Below are 20,860 nucleotides of genomic sequence, written 5' to 3'. Positions count from 1 at the left end.
CTCAATGTTGATTCTCTTGGTTGACTTTCGTGCTCCAGAGTGATGATAAGTAGATGCACAAATTTCTGACACTACCGTTCTGATCTCACCTTGCCCCTACGAGTCCCCAAGCAGAAGCGAGACAATCACAAGAACGACCGCTACCGCCCAAATTTCGACCCAAATAGTTAGACAGACGCGTACCCACCCCTACCCACCAAAAACGCCAAAGGCACTATTCAACGAACCTGACTACCCAACCAAATGCGTTGCAGTTCTCACGGTTTTGATCGCTTCATCTAGGTGCCGCTAGCGTAAAATCCAACCATGCCCATCTACGAATACGAACCCGTCGATCGGGACTGCTTCATGTGCCCGAACCGCATCGAAGTCATCCAAGAAATCGGAGCCGAGGCCTACAAGTTCTGCCCCTACTGCGGGCTCGATGTCAAAAAGGTCGTCAGCCGAGCCACGTTCAAAGTTGGCAACGAACCAACCGCCGATAAAGCTGCTAAGAAAGGTTTCACAACGTACAAGCGCGCCGAAAAAGGCGTCTGGGAGAAAGCCGCTGGCGAGGGACCCGACATCATCACCGGAACAAAAGAAGACCTCAAAGCAGTCGAGGAAGAAAAGGCGGCAAAGCCGAAAAGAATCGACCTCGATAACGTAGATTAAACAACATGGACAAGCGGGTTTTCGGAGTGGAAACGGAGTTCGGGTGCCTCGTCGCCGACGAGAATCTTGGTAATCCCGAGCAGATCGTCGAAGAGATCAAAGACCACCTCTTTTACGACAAGAAGATCGGCTTGATCGACCACCACGCTCGAGACGATGTCTTTGAACCCGCCGAAAGCGGCGGGTTCCTGCTTAACGGAGCACGGCTCTACGTCGACGCCGTCGGTTCGCACCTCGAGTACGCCACCGCCGAATGCCAGTCTCTCAAAGACCTCGTCGCCAATGATAGAGCTGGTCAAAGGCTGATCGTCCAAGCCCTCCACGACCTCGGCCTCGCCGAAGACTGCGCCATCTACAATAACTCTGTCGACCACTTCGGAGGACACACCTTCGGTTGCCACGAAAACTACCTCGTTCGCGCCGAAGGCGAGCTGATGAACGGCACGCTCCACCTCCTCATCCCGTTCCTCGTGACGCGCCAGGTCTACGCCGGAGTCGGGCGCGTCGGCGGCCACGTCCTCTTCGAGGGCGACGCCCCGACCTACGAGCAGCTGAGCCAAAACCCCATCGACTACATCTGGGTCTCCCACGTCTACGGCGTCGCCCCCGATCCGTCGGTCAAGTTCCAACTCAGCCAACGCGCCGATCACATCCTGCGAACCATCGCGAGCAAAGTCAGGTTCAATCGAGCCATAGTCAACCCCAAATGGGAGACGATGTACAGCCAAAACGGCATGACACGACTCCACCTCCTCTTCGGCGAAGCCAACCAAAACGAATACGGCTACGCCCTCAAAATCGGCACCACCGCCCTCGCCATCCGCGCCTGCGAAAGCGGTCTCATTTCCCACGATTTCCTCCTCGCCCAACCGCTAGTGGCACTAAGGGACATCAGCCGAGACGACTCCTTCCAATGGCTTCTCGAGCTTCAAGACGGCTCCATCGTTTCCGCCCTCGATCTCCAAAGCCGCTACCTCGAAGCATGCCAAGCATTCAAAGGTGAATCCGATCAAAACGACTGGATCCTTACCGAATGGGAAAGAACCCTCAACGACCTCAAGGCTGACCCCATGCAGATGGGCGACCGGCTCGACTGGGTCGCCAAAAAGCTGATCTGCGAAGAATACATGGCGAGCGAGCAAATCGGCTGGGAAGACGACGCCCTCCAATCGGTTGACCTCGAGTACCACAACATCGACCCCGCCGCATCGCTTTTCTACGGCTGGCAAGAGATGGGGCGATCCAAACGCCTCCTCCGCGACCTCGACATCATGGTCGCCCAAGCCGACGCCCCCAAGGACACCCGAGCCCACGGCCGCTCCAAGCTCGTTGAACACGTCCTAAAGCGTAAAGGCGCCCCGATCTACACCTTCGACTGGTCCAGCGTCCAAGTCGACCGCCAACGCTTCACCCAGCTCCCCGAACCCCTCGACCCCTATGCCAATCCGTTGGATCAATGGGGTCAGCCAATTTTTGGTGATAAGTAGGCCGGATTTTGTAGAATAGGTCATGCTACCGGGCTTAACGGCATTGCTTCCTCCGAGCGAGTCGGCAACACTTGTTGTCGCCTCAATCCGCAAGTACATCGCGCATCCGGCTAAGCGCCCAAGTTTTCACCAGATTTACCTTTTTCGGATTGATGGCCGCGGCGCGGTGAAGCAACTAACTCACAGTGATAGGGACTCAATTTGCGCGACTTGGGTGAACAAAGATGAACTTGCCTGGCTTGAGTCTGAGGAACCAGAGTTTGGGGTCTCAGCAAATGGCTACAGAATCAAAAACTTCACCACAAAACCCAAATTTCGATTGATTCAATACTCCCTAAAGTCTGGACGAGCAAAGGTGGTCGCAAGAGGAACTCTCGAGCTGTCAACACTCTATGAATATCCCTTACACTTTGGATTTATCAACAAGCGGCAAGAGCTACGATTTACAGTGAGTCACGGTCGTCTAATGAAAGCAACAGGACCCTTCGAAGCCTCCGAGTTTGAACAGTGCCCGGCTCTCAATACTTCATTCGACCAAGAGGAAGGCAAGCTCCTAGCAAACCCATTTGTTTCCGCCGGAGTTAAATGCACATTTGAGAGGGCACCAGCCCTGCCGAGTTATGGTTGGTATGACGACAGCAGTTGGGATGGTCATTCTGGTCTCATGAAAATTGGAGGACGAACCATCGTTTGGCCATCCAGCCACATTGAGAAAGCATTTGTCCGCGGAGGCTCACAAAGCATATATGCGATCTCACAAGAGCGAGGAGTGAATCGAGGACCAGAACATTGGGTCTGGAAGTGTCACTTGCCAAGCGGGATTGTGCAATCCGTCGTACGAAGAGTCGATCTAACTGGATTTGACGGATCAAGAGATGAATGGATAGGCTTATCCAACTGGAAATCCTTTGCCATGCTGGGAGAGAAAGTTGTATGGAACCGTGATCTTTGGGCAGGAAACTTGCAATCTGGTGGTCAGTGGAGGCTGACAAGTGGTGTTGTCCACACTGATTCCGCAATGATTAGGCTGGCCAACTAGGATCTGCGGAAAGAACTACGACTGCCGATGCTTTCTTCGCAACTCATTCTGCTTTCGGTAACGGCTCAAACACCACCCGTCGTAGCGTGCTGTGTCCGCTTCTAATACCCGCCGGGCGACCGCCGGACCAGCTACCACCAAGTCTATCTGTGCGACCTGAAAGGGAAGAAGTTCAGGCAACTAACCTTCGATGGCACCGAGAAGTTCGATGTCTTCTGGCTAGATTCATACACCATCGGTTGGAGACAGTCGGTGGGCGTCACGAAAGCCGAAACTTGGCTCGGATACCATTTTCCGACTCACTTGAAAACCAAGGTGTTTACACTGAACTTAAAGACGGGAAAACGGAACGCAGTTCGAACCGGATACTTTGAAAGAGCCGATGACTACAATTTTCCTGGGCTAGCGGCTAGCCGTGCTAAGCCGCATTTTGTGGAATTCGCGCGATTGGACGACCCAGCACGGGTCCCCATCCGAAGTTGGACGATAAAGAAAGGTCGGCTCGTCAGCTCGCCAATTCCTAATCTGATTCCAGAGCCCTGGACTGATGAAGGAGAAACGTTTCCGAACCCGTTTGTGCCGTTAGGTCTGAAATGCACTTTTAAGGCTGGGGAAATGAGGACGAACACGTTTGGGAGTTACGAATCATCAGGCCAAACCGGTGTACTCACTCTCAATGGCAAAGACTATGTCTGGCCAGCAATCGATCTTCGGCAAGCCTGGAAGTCGGCTGACGGGCGCAAACTGTATGCGGAGAATCGATTTCGCTCCGGCTCCGCTGGTAGCTTCGGATGGATTTTTGAGATGGACTTGAAGACCGCGAAACCTCGCGTCATTGCTGACTCAATCTTCGGCCCCGAATTCGATCCTGATAAGCGGTATTGGGTCGCCCTCGGTAACCATAAGGAAACGACGAATATCGGAAAGATCGCCGTTTGGACAAGACGACTGGTCGGCGGAGACAGAATCCGCGGCAACCAGTGGAATCTTACATCACGACCAATCGCTGCAGATTCCATTGCGATCCGACCAGACTAATCCTGCATCGGTGGCCCGTCATCTTGAACTTGAGACTGCTGTTCTTTCGTCAGCACAGAGTCCAGCTTTTCGCCTCGAGCGATCTTCTCAATTTGCGACTTGCTCAGCTTCAAAGCGGTGAGCTGGTGGGGCATCACCCCTGCGCCAGACAGTTTTTCAAGCGCCGTCTTGAACGTCTTCAGCCGTGCCTGCTGGTCTGCCGAAAGCTCAAGGTAGCTGGCCAGAACGTCCGCCGGAACCATTCCTCTCGGTGGTCCGCCCGGCCCGCCAAAACCCGGCCCGCCTTGGCCAGGCCCACCCTGTCCTGGTCCGCCTTGTCCTGGTCCACCTTGTCCTGGTCCACCTTGTCCCGGACCTCCCTGACCGCCACCCGGACCACGCAGACCCCCTGGACCGCCCGGGCCACCGGGTCCACCCTTGCTGAAGCTAGGGTCAGCTTGTCCCTTCAATTGGCGAGGAATGAACGGGAATGAGTCGGTCAAAACATAGTAGTAGGTTCCGTTCGGAAACTCTGGCGTGACGCCAGTTCGACCGTTGTACTGATCGAGATCACCGTCGCCGGAGACCCACTCGTAGTCCGAAGCAAACGAGCCGTCATAAGCTCCGCCAGGGCCATCCGGCCGGGTACCTGACTTAAGGCGATAACCCGAAGTCAGCTTCTTCATCGAACTCACCCTCGAAGCATCCGAGTAAGCATAGTTGCCGTAAACAGGATAACCGTCGGCCGCCCAGCCGACGATAGCCATCTTGTTCTTGTAGTCCAACTTGTTCAGCAACCCGTACGGAAGCCCGTGATAGTGGTACGCCCCGTTTGGCTGAACGTGGGCAAGGTTCTCATCGACGCCAAGGCCACGTCCGTTTGCGACTTGGCCGACAAGGGCCTCGTAGTGCCAAGCAAAGTTGTTGTTCCAAAGCTCCGCAGTGCCAGGATCGAAAGGAACCCCGTTGACAGCAACGCCGAAAAGGTTTCCTCTGGCCGGACGGGATGCTGGCGTCGGCTTAAGCGGAATCGACCAAGAATACTTCTGAGGTGCGATCCGATTCGGATTCCCGGGGTTAGGGAAACGACCAACAGAATGGTCGGGAATCCCATTGGAAGTGATGATTCGTTTATCTCCTTGGACGGTGATCGAAACTTCGTTTTTGTATCCAGCAGTTTGGTTTGCCGCGACGAATCGCCCGCTTTGGGCAACGACGATCGCAGCGATTGTGCCAGCGCTGAGGATGGCAATTGACTTCGGTTGAAACCTCATGATCACTTAGTTTAGGTGATGCTTGTTTGGAAACTGTTTGAGGATATAAAATCCCCTCTCGAAGAGGGGAATTGTTTTTGACAGCTGTCGAACTCAACCTTCCGAGCGCATCGGCTACTTTTCGGTCCACGGCGAGGTGAAGGTGTGTTGTCCAGAGCCAATTCGATGCTCAGTGATGCCTTTGGAACTTGGCATTTTCACAAGTGCGCTAACGTTAACAGGCACCTGCACGGTTAAGGTAAGCACACCTTTGGAAACCTTCCAAGACGTCTTTACGTCTCCTCGGACCGACTTATAAACACAATTTGAGAATGTAAGGTTGGGATCAATTTCCGGCGCAATCAGAATTTCTTCAAAACCAGGTTTCAACTCCTTGATTCCGCCGATCTTCTCGAACATCCAACCAACGACTGCTCCATAAGCATAGTGGGCAAACGAGTTCATTCCGACATCTTGGAAGCCCCTCTCTGGAGTCCAGCCGTCCCAACGCTCCCAGATGCTGGTCGCACCGTTGACAATCGGGAATCCCCACGAAGGAAATGTCTTGTTGTGTAGCAGTCGGAAAGCAACGTCATTACGCCCGATCTTGCTCAGGACGTACATCAGGTCACGAGTTCCTACGAAGCCTGTCGACAGGTGCCACTGCCGATCTTCAATATTCTTAAGGAGGTGGCTTGACGCCTTCTCAATCAGATCCTTAGGAACAAGGTCAAAGAACAGAGCCAGAACGTATCCCGTCTGAGTCTCGCCCTTGACATGGCCATCTTTGTCGATAAATGCACCTTGGAACCCGGTGCGAATCTTTTCATGTAGTTCGTCGTACTCCGCCGCCTCGGCTCGATGGCCAAGGACGCGAGCCGCGTCGGCGACGATCTTAGTACTCCCCGCGAAGTAGGCAGTGGTAATCACATCGCGCGGGGTCTCGGCGTTGATGCTGAGCCAGTCGCCAAACAAGTGATAGTTCTTCGGTGGTAGCATGTCCGCAGTCGAACGCGCCCGGCAGAAATCGACAAACTTCTTCATCTGCGGATAGTGCCTCGCCAACAGGTCTTTGTCGCCGTACACCTGATAAATCGTCATCGGGCAGATCACCCCGGCGTCTCCCCAAGCCGGCCCGCCATCGTCGAGGCCCTTCAGTACCGGAGAAACCTTGGGGAAGTTGCCGTCTGCGCCCTGCGAGTCGTCGAGGGTGACGAGCCACTTCTGGAAGAAGGCCTGAACATCACTGTAGTAAGTTGCGGTTCGGATGTAAGCCTGAGCGTCACCGGTCCAGCCAAGCCGCTCGTCGCGCTGCGGGCAGTCCGTAGGAATGTCTACGAAGTTCATCTTCTGCGTCCACCAAGCGTTGCTCACCAGCTGATTGAGCATCGCGTCACTGGTTTTGAGGGTCCCACTTTCAGGAGTGGAAGAAGAAATGGCAATTGCCTGGAAAGTGTCCTTCGATGGTTGCGTTGGCACACCGGTGACCTCGATGTACTGGAAGCCATGGAAGGTGAATCGAGGATTCCACTCCTCTCCGCCACCTCGGCAGGTATAGGTGTCGATTGCCTGAGCAAGCCTAAGATTGTCCGTGTAGAGATTGCCTTTCGGGTCGAGCCGCTCTCCGTGTCGAATTGTGATCTTCGTTCCTGCTGGGTAGTTCACTTTTAGGTGAACGAACCCGGTCAGATTCTGACCGAAGTCGATCTGGTACTTACCCGTGCCCTGCGCTGTGACCGTTTTGGCTTTCAGCCGAGCGTACTCTCGTACCGGGTCACCGTCGAAAGCTTCCAGGGGACCCACGTTCGGGTTACCGACTTTGGCAGCCATCGCTTCTCGCTTTACAGGCTGCGCGTCAAACTTCTCGCCATGAAGGAAGTGCTCGTCTCTAATCGGACCCTCAGTCACAGCCCAAGAGGAGTCTGTAACAATGGTTTCCGTTGTTCCGTCTGAGTACTCGATCTCAGCTTGCATGAGTAGCATCGGAGTGGAACCATAGTGCTCCCGTTGAGCTCCCCAAGCGACGTACCCCGTGTACCAACCCTGCCCGAGAACCGCACCGAGGTTGTTCTTGCCTTGTTTGATCGACTTGGTTATGTCGAAGGTTCGGTAGAGAACCTGCTTCTCATACTCGGTCCATCCCGGAGTGAACAAATCTTCGGTGATTCGATTGCCGTTCAATTCGTAATCGGCAATGCCCAGAGCCGTGGCATAGAGTGTTGCTCTGAAGACTTTCTTGCTTACTTCAAAGCCTTTGCCGAAGTATTGTGCAGGAGCCTTGACCATCTCCTTTGGTTCGGGTCGGCCCCACGGATTCATTCCGTATGGACCAACTACCTTCACCGGTTGTCCATTGATCAGCCAGCGTTCATCGGTCGGGGTGACGACTCGGGTGCCGTCCAGTTCAGAAACTAGTGCCCCGATTACCCCCGCCGGACTTTTTGAAGCGTTGGTCGCAACAATGCTGATTGTGTGCTCGCCAGTTGATAGCTCCGGAAGGCTGATCGCAGTGAGCTTTTTCCAGCTGTCCGTGCCCATCGACTTGAACTTTTCTTTGCCATCAATCAACACGGTGAAGGAATCGTCTGCTGTCACGACAAGTTTAGTCGGCATTGCTTTGCCCCCGATTAAAGGAGCACTGCACGTGTAGCTGAAAGTATGAGTCCCTTGCGGAGTTTGGTCTCCGGCCTCGTCGTGTCCCCAAATCCACTTCGACCCATCGAGGAAGCCTGTGGACGCCTTTGGAGTGGCCCCGTAGATCCACTTCGCCAAGTAGTCCTTGGGCGATTGAATACCGGTCCCAAACTTCTCCACTTTTGTCCAAGCCGAAACCACTCCATCCTGATCCCACACTTGAAGCCTCCAGAAGCAGTTCAGCTTGGGGCTAAGCGCCTTTCCGGCATAGCGAATTCCGTAAGTCGAAGCCGATGCGACCCGGCCGGTGTCCCAAAGGTCACCAATCTCCTGATTCAACAAGTTCGGATTTGTGGCAACCAACAGCCGGTAGCCGGTTTGCCGCAGGTTCGTCGCTTTCGCATCTGATGCGCGGAGCTTCCAGCTGAATGTTGGCTCCAGCCCCTGAATCGCGAGCGGTTGAGTCTGTGCATTTATCCGAAGTTCATATGGAAGAATCGAACAGGCGAGGACGGCGGCGGAAACTAGCATCTGTGCGGAGTTTAGCCGGAACGACTCTTTAATGCAACATTACTAGGGCATGATGATGTCTTTCCGCCGAGTTTCGGGAGTAACGCTGAGTTTCTCGACCTTGCCATTCCGAAAATCACACTCGATCACCGTCTTTCCGGGTGCGAACAGCCGAAACTTGACGTCCCAATCCTTTGGCCAAGCGGGTAGCAGTCGAATCGCTCCGCCTAGTTCCATAGGCTCGCACTGCATCAGCATCAAGTGGGTCTGAGTCATCAGGTTGCCGCCGTGGTTCTGGTCAGGGAGCCAGTCAAAGTTGGGTCCCCAAGTAGCGGGCCAGCGGTAGGCGGGGTGAGAATTACGAACCTTCACGTTGAGAATTCGAGCGGCTTCTTCGGTCATTCCCAGCATCGCCGCAACATTGCCATCGTAACCCCAGCCAGTGTCAAGACGATTCTTTCGGGTGGCGTAAGCATTCTTTGCTTCCACTACCAGTTTTGACTGCGCTAGCGAAGCAGTGCCAAAGGGCCAGACTGCATAGAGTTCGCCGTTTTCAACGTTTGACTCCTTCTTGATGTACTTCTCGGCAGGTGAAAGTTGTCGCTTACCGTCCCGAACTTCAAGCGGTAGTTCGGGCAATTCTCCAAGTAGCCTCGAATAAGTTGATGCCTGACTTGGCTTTACAGCACCAGCAGGAAGAGAATTCAGGCGACCAAGAATACGGTGAAGACCCGAAACCACCGGCATATCGTTTACCACCCCGTCCCAATACGTTTCGACAACTTGGGTTGGATCAATCAAGAGCTTTCCTTTTCCGTCGCGTTTGAAGCGCGAATCGAAGTATGCGAGCACTTCGTCGGCCATTGGCAGAACTCGTTTGGTCAAAAAGGCTCGGTCTTGAGTGTAGTCAAAACGATCCAGCATTAGGTTGACCAGTTCAAGCCCTTGGTTCCAGGCATCGTCCCACCACGGGCACTGAACTTCGTTTGGCTTGAGACCTTTGCGATCCCAACCGTAATCACTGCCCGCGTAGGTCCCAAATGCAGTCATCGTTTCCGGGAAGTAGGCACCCTTTACACCGTGGTAGCTCGCTGCCCGGCTCTTGGCGAGAGGCAGAGCGTCTTCGTAGAGTCGCCAAAACGGCTCCATCATGTCAAAATCCCCGTTGGCGAGCATCGGATGATACACGTGCCGAGTATTTTGGAACCAGAAGGCGTCTCCCCAGTTACGGAAATCTGAGTTTGTTTGCCGTCCCATTGCGGTCGGCTCTACCGTGTAGTAACCCCCGTTGAACTTGATCGGAAGATTTCCGCGACCTTGGCAAGCTTGGACGTAGCGTTGGAGCGTGTAGCCACGAGTGATTGGCGAGCCTAGTTCAGCGGGCGAAGAGGCTACTTGTTTTCCATCGAGAAAGATTTTAGCTTCACCGGTTGCGCTGTTGAAACTTGCTTCAACGGCGTAGGTTTTGCCAACTGTGAGGACACCTTTCGCCGTGATCTCTTTATCGCCGACGATGAACCGAAGTGAGTCTCCGGGGTGAGTATCGAGAAGAAATCCGTCGTTGCGACCCGCGGTCAGCTTGTCAAAGATTCGGCCTGGTTTCAGCTCTGTTAAATGAATGTAAGCCCTGAGGGTGAGGTCCTTCGGATGGAACGGAACATCCGAGTCCATGCTGTCCAGCCAGTGGCCGAAGTCTTGCTCCACCTGTTTCGGATCAACAGAGTTGGAGTATTTCCACTCGCGGATCGAGCCGGGTAGCATGTTTTGTCCGTTAGAATCTTGGCCACGCCGGATCGGGAAGTCGTTGTCGGGAATTGCCTTCGAGGGAAGCTTCTCCTCCACGAAGACGTAGGATCGGTCCCAGTATTGGTTCCACCATTTCTTCGTCCGAGCAGAAGCTGCTTCGGAAGGGGAACGAGCCAACAGGGTCACCGTTTCGGATTCCCAAGCACTCAATTCGCGGTTGGTATGAACCGCGATGTTCACGTTAATCGCCTTGGAAGGCGACTGTGAAACCAGCTTAGTCTTGCCTTCGGCCGTCATCTCAGCTCCCGAGATTACTGCCCCAAAGGTTCTGCCCAGCAGCGGATCAAAGGTGCCGTTGAGCCCCGTCAAGGTCTGCTCCGCTAACAGGACAGGGACAATCGATGAACGATTCGTGTGGTACCAGCCGATCTGGTTATTCCTTCGCCGATCAATTGGAACGTCGGCAGATTCCACGAGCGCGACCGGAGCCCCTTTTGCGCTCCAGGCGGAGTTAAAGTCAATTTCAGGCAGCGGACGGTCAGTATCGCGCCAGTTATCAGTAGTTACCTGGGCTATGACTGGCAACTTAGAGGTGCCGGTCAAGTGCACCACATGGTTGTCTGAATCGACAAACAGCGTCAGTGATGCATCTTTGCCCCTAAAGTGAATTTGGCCGTTATAGAGATCAAGTCTCTGTTCAAAAGAACCTCCAACAAACGGGTTTGGAGTTAGCTTCACCCGGACGCGTCCGATCTTCAGAATTCTGGCGATCTCCGACAGCGCATCTGTACGAGCAATCAGAAGGCAAATCTCGCTCGTCCTCGCGTCCACCCATGCGTTCAGAACAACCTCGCCGTTCCCGATCGGCATTGAGCCAGCCGCATCGACAGACGGCGTTGTCCAGACAATATCTTGCTTGACTAGATCTTGCTGAACAGATTTTGCGAACACTGAACCAGACATGAGTAACGTGACGAGCAAAGCGAATACTCGCATGTCATCACGCTACCTCAAGGCTTCGCTATTTGAGTACGCGGCCAAGCCACTCAAGAAGCACGGACGTGACTTCTGGGTTGTGTACATTGCCTGGCTTACCCCACTTCGACATGCTGTCCTTGAACGACGTGGTTTGGAAGAAGCCGTGGTCGGCATTCTTGAGAAGTCTGAACTCCCCGTAGCCGGGACGTGCGGCGTTGACGCAGTTGGCAATTTCTTCCTGATCCCATCCCGTGCTGATGAAGTCGGCATCTCCCCAAAGCGAAAGCACTCGGGTGTTTGCCTTAACCCAAGCTTCGGGGAGGTTCTTTTGGGAGAGCTGCTGGAAAAACTTGATTCCTACTCCTGAATAGGTTTTGCCGTCTGGGTAGGTGTCCATCACGGCCGCCTTGAGCGCTGGATACTTCTTGATGATCTGGGCTGGCAGGAGCTGATCGTTGTAGGTGTAGTGAAGAATCTTGCTCAGGTCAACCTGTTGCTTCTCGATCTCGGGACCCGTGGCTCCGGCCAGAGCGGATTGTCGGCGAGAGTTTTCCAGGTTGTACTCAATCCAGCTTTTGTACATGGTGGCGCAAGACGCGATTCCGGCGACAGATTCTGCAGCTCCGACGAGCGGCCCAAAAGCTCCGCCCATCGAGTGGCCAAAAATCGCGATCCGATTCTTGTCGACAAACGGAAGAGTCTTCACCTTTCTAAGTGATGTGATGTACGCGTCTAGTTCGTCGTTAAACAGCAAGTCGGTGTAGGCGGGTCCATCGCTATCTCCTTGACCCGGCTTTTCAGTGCGAACAATTGCGTAGCCGGCTTTGCTGATAGGTTCAAGAATGTTGCCGTAAGGGACCGCTTTGAATTCCCCATCCATGCTGTAGGAGCCAATTCCGCCAATGACAAACAGCGTTGGGAATGGACCATCGCCCTTGGGATGAGTTGCAATGACTCTAATGCGGTTTCCGTTACTGACGACGTGAGTGTAGACAACCTCAAATCCGTCCGGCTTCTGCTTTGGCTTCTCGATGAGCTTGGTCGTGGTGGTCATCACGAACTTGCCCCGCTTCGTCACGACCGTGATGAGTTCACCTGCCCGAAGAGTTCTCAAGATTGCCGAGACGTCGGTGTTCGCCTGGATCGGCTTCTTGTTGATGCTGACCAGGATATCGCCCGGCTCTAACTTCAGGGCTTCGGCGGTCAGTCCGGGCAGGACGCCTGCCGCCTTGACTCCAGCCTTCATGCCGTTGGCCTTAGCTTCTTCTGCGGTCAGCGGGACCATTTGAAGACCAAGGGCTCCGCGTCTTGGCAGCTCTTGGGCTTGGGAGAAAAAGGTCAATGAGGTGATAGCGATGAGACTCAACGATCGGAGCATGAATTGATATTACTGTTTGTAACTACGGTACAGTTCCAGTTGCAAAAGAATAGCGGAATTGAACTAAACTGCGCTTCATGCGTTTATTCGCTTTGATTCTTGTGCTCGGGGTTTCGGGAGTCTTATCCGCTCAGGAACAGCCCCAGGCGAACTGGAAACTCATGAATCAGTTCGGCGGAAACTACATCCGACAATATGTCTACAGCACATCCCTGACTCCGAACTTCATCAACAAGACCGATGAATTTTGGTATTCGTGGAAGGATAGCAAGGGCGTCAAGTTTTGGCGAGTGAACCCAAAAGCAAGGAAGAAAGAGCCGCTTTTCGACTCAGCGAAGATGGCGGCGTACCTGAGCGAATACACGAAGAAACCGTATGACACGACAAACTTACCTCTGACGACATTGACATTTGAAGATAAGAACGACCGACTGATCAAGTTCACTGTCGACAACATCCTCTTCAGCTACGACACTGAGAAAGACGAATTCAAGAAGCTTGAGAAACCGAAAGAGACGCCTCCAGCTCCAACTCCGCTGGAGGACCCGGCTTACATTGGTAGGACGGGCGGCGGGGGCGGCTTCGGTGGAGGCCGGGGGGCCGGCGGAGCGGCTGCGGCGCGAGATTTCCGCAACTGGTCACCCGATAAGAGTGCATTTATCTACGCTCAAGATCACAACCTCTACTATGTTTCTGTAGTCGATAAGAAAGAGCAACCGCCGGTCCAACTGAGCAAAGATGGGGTCAAGGACTACAGCTTTGGCTCTCGCTCCGAGCAAGCCGAGCTCCAGCAGATGATGCAACAAGATGGGACAACCACCACCCAAGGTGGCGGTGCGAGTAGTAACGAGCAGAGGGTTCGTGCTGGGGGAACCTGGTCGAAGGACTCCAAGCGGTTCTACACGAGTCGAACCGACCAAAGAAGAGTCAAAGACCTCTTCTTAGTGAACAGCTTGACCCTGCCTCGGCCATCCCTCATGACTTACAAGTACGCGATGCCCGGCGAGGTCGAAGTCCCTCAGCAAGAGACGTACGTCTTTGAGCCTGAAACTAAAACCATTAGCAAGATGGAGATCGGCAAGTGGAAGGATCAGCGGGCCATGGACATGCACTTCCAGGATGCGTCTTCTGATGTGATCCGGTTCGTTAGGCGAGATCGGCTTCAACGAAACTTAGAAGTCTGCGACTATGACGTCAAGACGAAGATGACTACGGTTCTACTCACGGAATCGGTTGAGAACGCGTTTCTGGAGTCTCAACAGATTCGATACTTGAAGCCGGGGGGCGACTTCATCTGGTGGTCAGAGCGGACCGGTTGGGGGCACTTCTATTTGTACTCGAACGACGGGAAGCTGAAAAACGCAATCACGAGCGGGCCTTACCGGGCGAGCACCCTGGTCGACGTCGAACCCGAGAAGGGTCGAATGTGGTTCGCTTCCAATGGTCGCGAGGACGACGAGAACCCATACTATCGCCACCTCTACCGAGTTGAGCTCAACGGAAAGGATCTCACGCTACTTGATAAAGGCGACGCAGATCACAACACCGTTCTTACGACGTCGAAGAACTACTCTGTCGACGTTTCCTCGCGGACCGACTTGGAACCCTCGGCAGTTCTACGCGACAACGAAGGCAAGATGATTCTTGAGCTCGAAAAAACGGACCTGAGTCGGCTCTATCAAACGGGCTGGAAGATGCCTAAGACCTTTCAGGTCAAAGCCGCCGACGGAGTGACGGACATCTACGGAAACATGTGGCTACCGTTCGACTTCGACAAAACCAAGAAGTATCCAATCATCGCAAACGTCTACCCAGGCCCTCAGACGGAGTCAGTGACAACCGCATTCTCGGCAACCGCTGGAAACCAGCGGCTCGCCCAACTCGGCTTCATCGTGATTCAAATCGGAAACCGAGGTGGAAACCCGGCCCGTTCCAACGCCTACCACAGCTACGGGTACTACAACCTGCGGGACTACGGCCTCGCCGACAAGAAAGCGGGAATCGAGCAACTAGCGGCCCAGAATCCTTGGATCGACATCGACCGAGTAGGTATCTACGGCCACTCGGGGGGAGGTTTCATGACCGCTGCGGCGCTCATGTTGCCACCATACAACGACTTCTTCAAAGTTGGAGTTTCTAGCGCGGGCAACCACGATAACAACGTGTACAACCAGAACTGGAGTGAACAGCACCACGGCCTCAAGGAAGTTCCTGTGACGACTACGGCAAAAGCCACTGAAGCTAAACCCTACGATGACTACCTCGGTTGGGATGATCCACAGTTCGATAGTGGCTACGGCACTACCGGTACCCGCTTTGACATTAAAGTCCCGACAAACGCCGAACTCGCTGCGAACTTGAAGGGGCACCTTTTCCTGGTTCACGGAGATATGGATAACAACGTCCACTACGCAGGTACCGTAAGGCTCATGGATGCACTCATCAAGGCAAACAAGCGATTTGACTTCATGTCGATGCCAGGGCAAGCTCACGGCTTCGGGCCGATGCAAAACTACTTCACTCAACGGATGTACGAATACTTCGTGCAGCATCTGATGGGCGCTCCGCTTCCTTCCGGCGTGGACATGGTGATCGCACCGTGAAACTCCTTTCTTCTCTCTTGCTGTTTGGACTTGGCGCGATCACCTTCGGCCAGGTTAACCCGGACCTTTTTGCCGGCATGTCTTGGCGAAATGTGGGACCAGCTCGCGGCGGCCGTTCCATCGCCGTCGCAGGAAGTATCCAACGACCGAAAGAGTTTTTCTTTGGAGCCACAGGTGGCGGAGTCTGGAAATCTACCGACTCTGGGGTGAGTTGGTCGCAAGTGAGCGATAACACGTTCGGCACGGCGTCCGTGGGCGCGCTTGCGGTGGCCCCGAGCAACCCGGATATCATCATCGCCGGGACTGGAGAGCGTGATATTCGAGGCAACATTTCCCATGGTGATGGGGTTTATCGGTCGAAGGACGGCGGCAAAAGTTGGTCGCACATTGGGCTGAAAGAGTGCCAAACGATCTCCCGAATTGTAATTGATCCCAAAGATCCAGACAAGATTCTCGTCGCCGCATTTGGCCATGTTTATGGCCCGAATCGAGAGCGAGGCGTTTACAAAACGACCGACGGTGGGGCAAGCTGGCGGAAGGTTCTTTTTGAGTCTGAGAAGGCCGGAGCAGTGCACATCACCCTCGATCCGAACGACAGTAATACCGTCCTCGCCGCCACTTGGGAAGCTTGGCGAACGCCATACTCGATGAACTCAGGCGGCCCGGGTTCCAAACTGTGGAAATCCACCGATGGCGGGGAGACCTGGGACGACATTAGCCGGAATGAGGGACTCCCAAAAGGAACTGTTGGCAAGATTGGCTTCACGATTTCGCCGGTTGATTCCAAGCGTTACTATGCTCAGATCGAAGCCTTGGACGGAGGACTCTTCCGGAGCGATGACGCGGGAAAGACGTGGCAACTCGTTAACTCAGATCGGAACTGGCGACAGCGCGCCTGGTACTACACCCATGTCTACGCGGGTCCAAAGAACAAGGATGAGGTGTATGCGCTCAACGTGGGATTCGGTAAGTCGACTGATGGAGGCAAAACCTTCACTCAACTTAACCCCCCGCATGGGGACAATCACGATCTCTGGGTGAGCCCTGATGATCCAAGTCGAATGATTGAGGCAAACGACGGCGGAGCTAATGTCTCACTAGATGGCGGAAAAACCTGGACGGAGTCAACCTACTCCACGGGCCAGTTCTATCATGTCACAACTGATAACGCTTTCCCCTATCGAATTCTTGGCGCCCAGCAAGATAACAGCACGATTCGAATCGTGAGTCGCAAACAAGGTGGAAACATTGGCGAAAAGGATTGGACCAGTACAGCAGGAGGGGAGAGTGGGTACATCGCAGTCAAGCCGAACGACCCAGATATCGTGTTCGGCGGATCGTACGGAGGAGATCTGTCGTGGATCAATCACCGAACGGGACAAAGCCGCGCGGTTGACCCGTGGCCGAACAACCCGATGGGACATGGCGCAGAAGACAGCGAATACCGCTTCCAATGGACCTATCCGATCCTGTTCTCTCAGCACAACCCAAACGTCCTTTACACTTGTTCACAATTCGTTCTGAAGAGTACGAACATGGGGCAGAGCTGGCGGCGGATCAGCCCTGACTTGACGCGTAATGACAAGTCGACGATGGGTCCCTCGGGAGGTCCAATCACCAAGGACAACACAAGTGTTGAGTACTACGGAACGGTGTTCACCCTCGCCGAATCTCCCAAAGACAAGAATGTGCTCTGGGCTGGTTCGGACGACGGCCGAATCCATGTCACTCGGGACGGAGGGAGAAGCTGGAAGGAGATCACTCCGCCTACCATGCCGAAAAACGGTCTTGTTAGCATGATCGAGGCATCTCCGTTTGATACGGGCACCGCCTACGCAGCGGTGGATAATCACGAAAACGATGACTATGCCCCGCATGCATATCGAACGACGGACTACGGCGCGACTTGGACTCCAATCACCGGTGGTGTCATGAAAGACGAGTTCTTCAGGGTGATTAGGGAAGACCGGAAGCGAAAAGGTCTCCTTTACGGTGGTACCGAGCGAGGTGTTCTCGTCAGCTTTGATGCTGGCTCCAACTGGCAGCCGCTGAGTCTGAATCTGCCCGTTACCCCCGTTCATGACCTTGCTTGGAAGGACGATGACTTGATCGCCGCAACCCACGGACGGGGATTCTGGGTTCTGGACGATGTGACGCCATTGCAACAGTTAGCCCCTGGCGCGAAGCAGATTGTGTTCGCTCCCAAGGACCCCGTGGCAGTTCGCTGGGGCGGAGGCTTCACCCGTCGTCGAGCTCCTGGATCAGGGACGCCGATCAGTGAGATCGGGACAAACCCTCTCTCTGGATTGGTGGTTTCCTACTACCTACCCAAGGAGGCTAAATCAGTCGAGATGGTCGTACGGGACGCCAAAGGCAACGTCGTCTTGAAGCGGACGCGAGCAGGAACCGCTGGATTCCAAAGAACTTCGCTCTGGCTCGAATATCCTTCATGGGAGACCGTGCCTGGGATGATCCTTTGGTCGGGCTTCCCGCAGCCGATTCAAGCTCCGCCAGGTAGGTACACACTCGAGACCACCATCGATGGCGAGAAGTTCACCCACCAGTTTAAGTGGCAACGCGATCCGACGGCGGTCGGTTCGGACAAAGACCTTGTCGCCCAGTTCGAGTTCCTCCAAAGGGTGTCGGCGAGGCTTACCGAGGCAAACCGTGCGGTGAAGACCTGCCGAGAACTTCGTGAAAAGAACCCCTCGGCGGAGATCACGAAAGAGCTCACCAGCATCGAAGAAGCGATCTACCAGACAAAAAACAAGAGCGGTCAAGATCCTCTGAACTACCCGATACGGCTCAATGATAAACTCGCCGGAGTCTTCAGCAACGCGATGAACGGATCAACAAAGCCGACAGACCAAGCTCGTGAAGTTTTCCGACTCTTGTCTGCAGAACTGCAAGTCCAGCTGAATCGCCTCGCCGTCGTACAAAAGCAACTGGCTAAGCCTTAGGTTTAGCCGGAGGTTTTTGGCGGTTGCGATAGTTGGAGTTTCAAGGCAACATCGCCCAGAACCGTCAGCTCCTGGCAATGCGTTGTGCTCACCGACCCGTGGGGGGGGGGGTGGTGAGCATATTTCCCAGTTTCAATCAGTCTGGAACTGGAGTACCTGGACACCAAGTGCCGCAAAAGAGGTACGAAGCTTCCCTGACGTGACAGTTGTTGACTTCCCGTCGATTAAGGAGTTGGCAGAAGTCACATTGCCCAAACCTGCCAGCGAGATATCTGTTTCTGCTACGGTCTGGGCGCGGGTATTGACTAGAATCAGCAGAATTTCGCGACCTCTTCGTCTCCAGCCGGCAATGACCCCCGGAGGCGTCGCTGCCTTCAGGCCGGAGGGATCAACCTCGGACTGTAGCAGTCGATCAATTCGTGCAATAATCGCGTTCTGCTTCGACATTTCAGAGACGATATCCGATGGAGCACCATCAAACTGAAATCCGCTCTTCCCGACGACGGCAGGAAAGTAGAAAATGCCTCGGACACCCTGCGTAAGGGCATACCAAATTTCGGCCCTGAATTCGGCGACGCTGGGGCAGCGCGCTCCCTCAACATTTCCTCGTTCAATCTCGCTGGCTTCAATAAAGGCGAACTGGGGTTTCGAGGTGAGACCCTTCAATATCCTAATCGGCTCACCCAGGAGAGTGATGTCACCACGCCTTCGAGTTTGCGACTGATTGAGCCAACCTCCACACGGATAAAGATCGTTGGCAATCCAATCTGCCGATGCAATCAATCTGGGATAGTAAGAGGCGTATTTCTTTGAGTACGCGTCGCCGAGTTGCGTGAACCAACTCAGGTCGGGTCCCGCGAAATTGATAAAGATCTTGCGGTTCGGATCGATGGCGCGCCATTCGGCTGCGGTCTTCTCAAACATCGGCGTCCACTCAGCGATACGCCCTGCCGCGTCTGGCTCATCCCAGTGAGACCAAGCCAACAGGTCCTTGCGTCCGATGTCCTGTCGTGGGTTCTGCATTGGGCGGCGAATAACGTATAGACCTGCAACTTGTGCGGCACGGTCCCAGCTGACAGGATCATGTCCTTGTGGCGTTTCAAGAATCGTGTTTATTCCCCGAGACTTCCATTTTGCAAAGGACTGTTCAGGTTGTGAGAATACGCCAATTGGGAAGACTCCCTGCAAAAATGGGTCCTCACGATCGACAACACCGCCTCTTTTTGAACTTTGATATGCCAAAACTTCGCTACTTGGAGCCGGGGCAACCCCCGAACAACTGTGCAGTGTTGCAACTGGGATTGCAAGGAAAAGCAGACTGTTTACACTCAGCATAACTACACCTAACCGGATTATAACATTGCCTTCGCTCAATGCACAATTCGTGTCCAACTTAGCCATTACTCTGATAAAATGCCGCCATGCCAGTTCCAAAGTTTTTTGAAGATGCTCTCGGCTGGTGGGATGGCACATCGTCCCTCAGTCTTCCATGGCAGAGCAAGGAGCCATACGATTCCAATTCTTCTCTGCACATCGATGTTGGACCTCGCGGATCGTTTGCGCAGATTGAGTATCGCTGGAGCTACGAAGGAGCTGTTCAGCACGGAGTCTTGTTGATTGCTGGGAACAAGCTGGGGGGCAATGTGACAGTGGGCTGGGTTGATTCCTGGCATCAGAGTCCAAACGTTATGACCATGTCCGGGAAGTGGGACAAGGACAATTCAATCTCGGTTCTGGGTCACTATTCCGCCGGTTCCGGGCCTGAATGGGGCTGGCGGTTCGAACTTAGTTTGAACGGAGAAATCTTGCAATTCGAGATGACGAACATTCATCCGGATGGTAAAGAAGACTGGGCGGTACGTTGTCACTATAAGCGGAATTGACATGAGCGATTTTCTCAACCAATTCAAACCAGATAAGGAGTTTCCGGATGAGCGTTGGTCGTTCACAACACCAAAACTGGTTCTGAAATCATTTGTGTCAGCGTTTGCGGTTTACGATGAGGATTTTCACAAGGGAAAGTTGGAAAACAAGCCTTACCCCCTAGAACCTTCTGGTTACAATTCTCGAGTTGAAGACGCCGAAGTGCCGGTTTTTGTCTTCGACAAAAATCCGGAGGCGACACAGCTTCGCGAGAATGGATGGATGTTTCTTCTGGACAATTCTGTCGTAATCGAGGAAAGGCTCCGAGCAAAACTCCTTCAAATTCAGCAAAGCGACCTCACTCTGCTTGCAGAAGAGATTGAAGACGGCGGACCATTCGCGGATCATTGGAAAATGATTCAATCTGCCATTCCCGATGCGGAAATGCAAATCGACAAATTTTTCAAGCTGGTTGGAATCGTTTTGGATTCAAATGGGTTGGAGGATCATGCCTTCGTTGGCTTTGAGTTTCAGACATCTTGGGATAAAGACCATGGTCTGGAAATAGTGATGCATAAAGATCGAGTCCTTGCTCGGGCAGGGATGACCGAATTGCTTTCAGGTTACGGATCTAGCATTGACGGCATCAAAGCCACTCAAGAGTTCGACCTAGCACCTGGAGATTTTAGGCTTAGCTGACCATTTTTCGTTTGAGCAAAAAGCGAAAAGTAATTTCAC

At 53.8% G+C, this 20,860-nt stretch carries 13 protein-coding genes; 8 read left to right on the top strand and 5 right to left on the bottom strand.

Going from position 1 to position 20,860, the window contains the following annotated elements; genetic code table 11:
* Window positions 1-306: 306 nt before the first annotated feature.
* The 4 genes from WCK51_13650 to WCK51_13635 all read left to right on the top strand — a co-directional run bounded on the left by WCK51_13650 (window position 307) and on the right by WCK51_13635 (window position 4,218).
* Window positions 307-654, top strand: a complete 348-nt coding sequence (locus WCK51_13650; protein ID MEI7577931.1) for an FmdB family zinc ribbon protein — start codon at window positions 307-309, stop codon at window positions 652-654.
* A gap of 5 nt (window positions 655-659) precedes the next feature.
* Window positions 660-2,141 carry a proteasome accessory factor PafA2 family protein gene (locus WCK51_13645; GenBank protein MEI7577930.1) on the top strand — a complete coding sequence of 494 codons (1,482 nt, stop codon included), beginning with the start codon at window positions 660-662 and terminating at the stop codon, window positions 2,139-2,141.
* A 22-nt stretch (window positions 2,142-2,163) separates the two neighbouring features.
* The gene (locus tag WCK51_13640; GenBank protein MEI7577929.1) at window positions 2,164-3,180 is read left to right on the top strand and encodes a hypothetical protein; all 1,017 of its coding nucleotides are present in this window, start codon (window positions 2,164-2,166) and stop codon (window positions 3,178-3,180) included.
* A 252-nt stretch (window positions 3,181-3,432) separates the two neighbouring features.
* Window positions 3,433-4,218 (top strand): hypothetical protein, encoded by a 786-nt coding sequence (locus WCK51_13635; protein ID MEI7577928.1) that lies wholly within the window; start codon window positions 3,433-3,435, stop codon window positions 4,216-4,218.
* Here the strand turns inward: WCK51_13635 and WCK51_13630 are convergent.
* The 4 genes from WCK51_13630 to WCK51_13615 all read right to left on the bottom strand — a co-directional run bounded on the left by WCK51_13630 (window position 4,215) and on the right by WCK51_13615 (window position 12,696).
* Complete coding sequence (locus WCK51_13630) at window positions 4,215-5,471, bottom strand: YHYH protein (protein ID MEI7577927.1); 1,257 nt, start codon at window positions 5,469-5,471, stop codon at window positions 4,215-4,217. The genes WCK51_13635 and WCK51_13630 overlap by 4 nt on opposite strands.
* 114 nt (window positions 5,472-5,585) lie before the next feature.
* The gene (locus WCK51_13625; protein ID MEI7577926.1) at window positions 5,586-8,615 is read right to left on the bottom strand and encodes a family 78 glycoside hydrolase catalytic domain; all 3,030 of its coding nucleotides are present in this window, start codon (window positions 8,613-8,615) and stop codon (window positions 5,586-5,588) included.
* A gap of 42 nt (window positions 8,616-8,657) precedes the next feature.
* Window positions 8,658-11,336 carry a DUF5703 domain-containing protein gene (locus tag WCK51_13620; protein MEI7577925.1) on the bottom strand — a complete coding sequence of 893 codons (2,679 nt, stop codon included), beginning with the start codon at window positions 11,334-11,336 and terminating at the stop codon, window positions 8,658-8,660.
* 25 nt (window positions 11,337-11,361) lie between these two features.
* The gene (locus tag WCK51_13615) at window positions 11,362-12,696 is read right to left on the bottom strand and encodes an alpha/beta fold hydrolase (GenBank protein MEI7577924.1); all 1,335 of its coding nucleotides are present in this window, start codon (window positions 12,694-12,696) and stop codon (window positions 11,362-11,364) included.
* 77 nt (window positions 12,697-12,773) lie between these two features.
* On the opposite strand from WCK51_13615, the gene WCK51_13610 reads away from it, so the two are divergent.
* Window positions 12,774-15,299: a DPP IV N-terminal domain-containing protein gene (locus WCK51_13610; GenBank protein MEI7577923.1), complete on the top strand. Its 2,526-nt coding sequence runs from the start codon at window positions 12,774-12,776 to the stop codon at window positions 15,297-15,299.
* Window positions 15,296-18,259, top strand: a complete 2,964-nt coding sequence (locus tag WCK51_13605; protein ID MEI7577922.1) for a glycosyl hydrolase — start codon at window positions 15,296-15,298, stop codon at window positions 18,257-18,259. The genes WCK51_13610 and WCK51_13605 overlap by 4 nt, the downstream gene beginning before the upstream one ends.
* A 132-nt stretch (window positions 18,260-18,391) precedes the next feature.
* Here WCK51_13605 and WCK51_13600 read toward each other — a convergent pair whose 3' ends face one another.
* Window positions 18,392-19,282 carry a hypothetical protein gene (locus WCK51_13600; GenBank protein MEI7577921.1) on the bottom strand — a complete coding sequence of 297 codons (891 nt, stop codon included), beginning with the start codon at window positions 19,280-19,282 and terminating at the stop codon, window positions 18,392-18,394.
* A gap of 398 nt (window positions 19,283-19,680) precedes the next feature.
* Here WCK51_13600 and WCK51_13595 point away from each other — a divergent pair, with 398 nt between their 5' ends.
* Together WCK51_13595 and WCK51_13590 are read left to right on the top strand one after the other, a co-directional pair.
* Window positions 19,681-20,142 (top strand): DUF1579 family protein, encoded by a 462-nt coding sequence (locus WCK51_13595; GenBank protein ID MEI7577920.1) that lies wholly within the window; start codon window positions 19,681-19,683, stop codon window positions 20,140-20,142.
* Window position 20,143: 1 nt separating this feature from the next.
* On the top strand, window positions 20,144-20,821 hold the full coding sequence (locus WCK51_13590; GenBank protein ID MEI7577919.1) for a hypothetical protein: 678 nt from the start codon (window positions 20,144-20,146) through the stop codon (window positions 20,819-20,821).
* Window positions 20,822-20,860 lie beyond the last annotated feature (39 nt).

The organism is Armatimonadota bacterium (assembly GCA_037138755.1).
Classification (GTDB): Bacteria; Armatimonadota; Fimbriimonadia; order Fimbriimonadales; family Fimbriimonadaceae; genus Fimbriimonas.
This window is presented reverse-complemented; position numbering and strand designations above follow the sequence as displayed.

Bases quoted from the DNA above. Each gene is read 5' to 3' on its own strand.
- WCK51_13650 (MEI7577931.1), top strand. From the start codon at position 307: ATGCCCATCTACGAATACGAACCCGTCGATCGGGACTGCTTCATGTGC.
- WCK51_13645 (MEI7577930.1), top strand. From the start codon at position 660: ATGGACAAGCGGGTTTTCGGAGTGGAAACGGAGTTCGGGTGCCTCGTC.
- WCK51_13640 (MEI7577929.1), top strand. From the start codon at position 2,164: ATGCTACCGGGCTTAACGGCATTGCTTCCTCCGAGCGAGTCGGCAACA.
- WCK51_13630 (MEI7577927.1), bottom strand. From the start codon at position 5,471: ATGAGGTTTCAACCGAAGTCAATTGCCATCCTCAGCGCTGGCACAATC.
- WCK51_13625 (MEI7577926.1), bottom strand. From the start codon at position 8,615: ATGCTAGTTTCCGCCGCCGTCCTCGCCTGTTCGATTCTTCCATATGAA.
- WCK51_13620 (MEI7577925.1), bottom strand. From the start codon at position 11,336: ATGCGAGTATTCGCTTTGCTCGTCACGTTACTCATGTCTGGTTCAGTG.
- WCK51_13615 (MEI7577924.1), bottom strand. From the start codon at position 12,696: ATGCTCCGATCGTTGAGTCTCATCGCTATCACCTCATTGACCTTTTTC.
- WCK51_13610 (MEI7577923.1), top strand. From the start codon at position 12,774: ATGCGTTTATTCGCTTTGATTCTTGTGCTCGGGGTTTCGGGAGTCTTA.
- WCK51_13600 (MEI7577921.1), bottom strand. From the start codon at position 19,282: ATGCAGAACCCACGACAGGACATCGGACGCAAGGACCTGTTGGCTTGG.
- WCK51_13595 (MEI7577920.1), top strand. From the start codon at position 19,681: ATGCCAGTTCCAAAGTTTTTTGAAGATGCTCTCGGCTGGTGGGATGGC.
- WCK51_13590 (MEI7577919.1), top strand. From the start codon at position 20,144: ATGAGCGATTTTCTCAACCAATTCAAACCAGATAAGGAGTTTCCGGAT.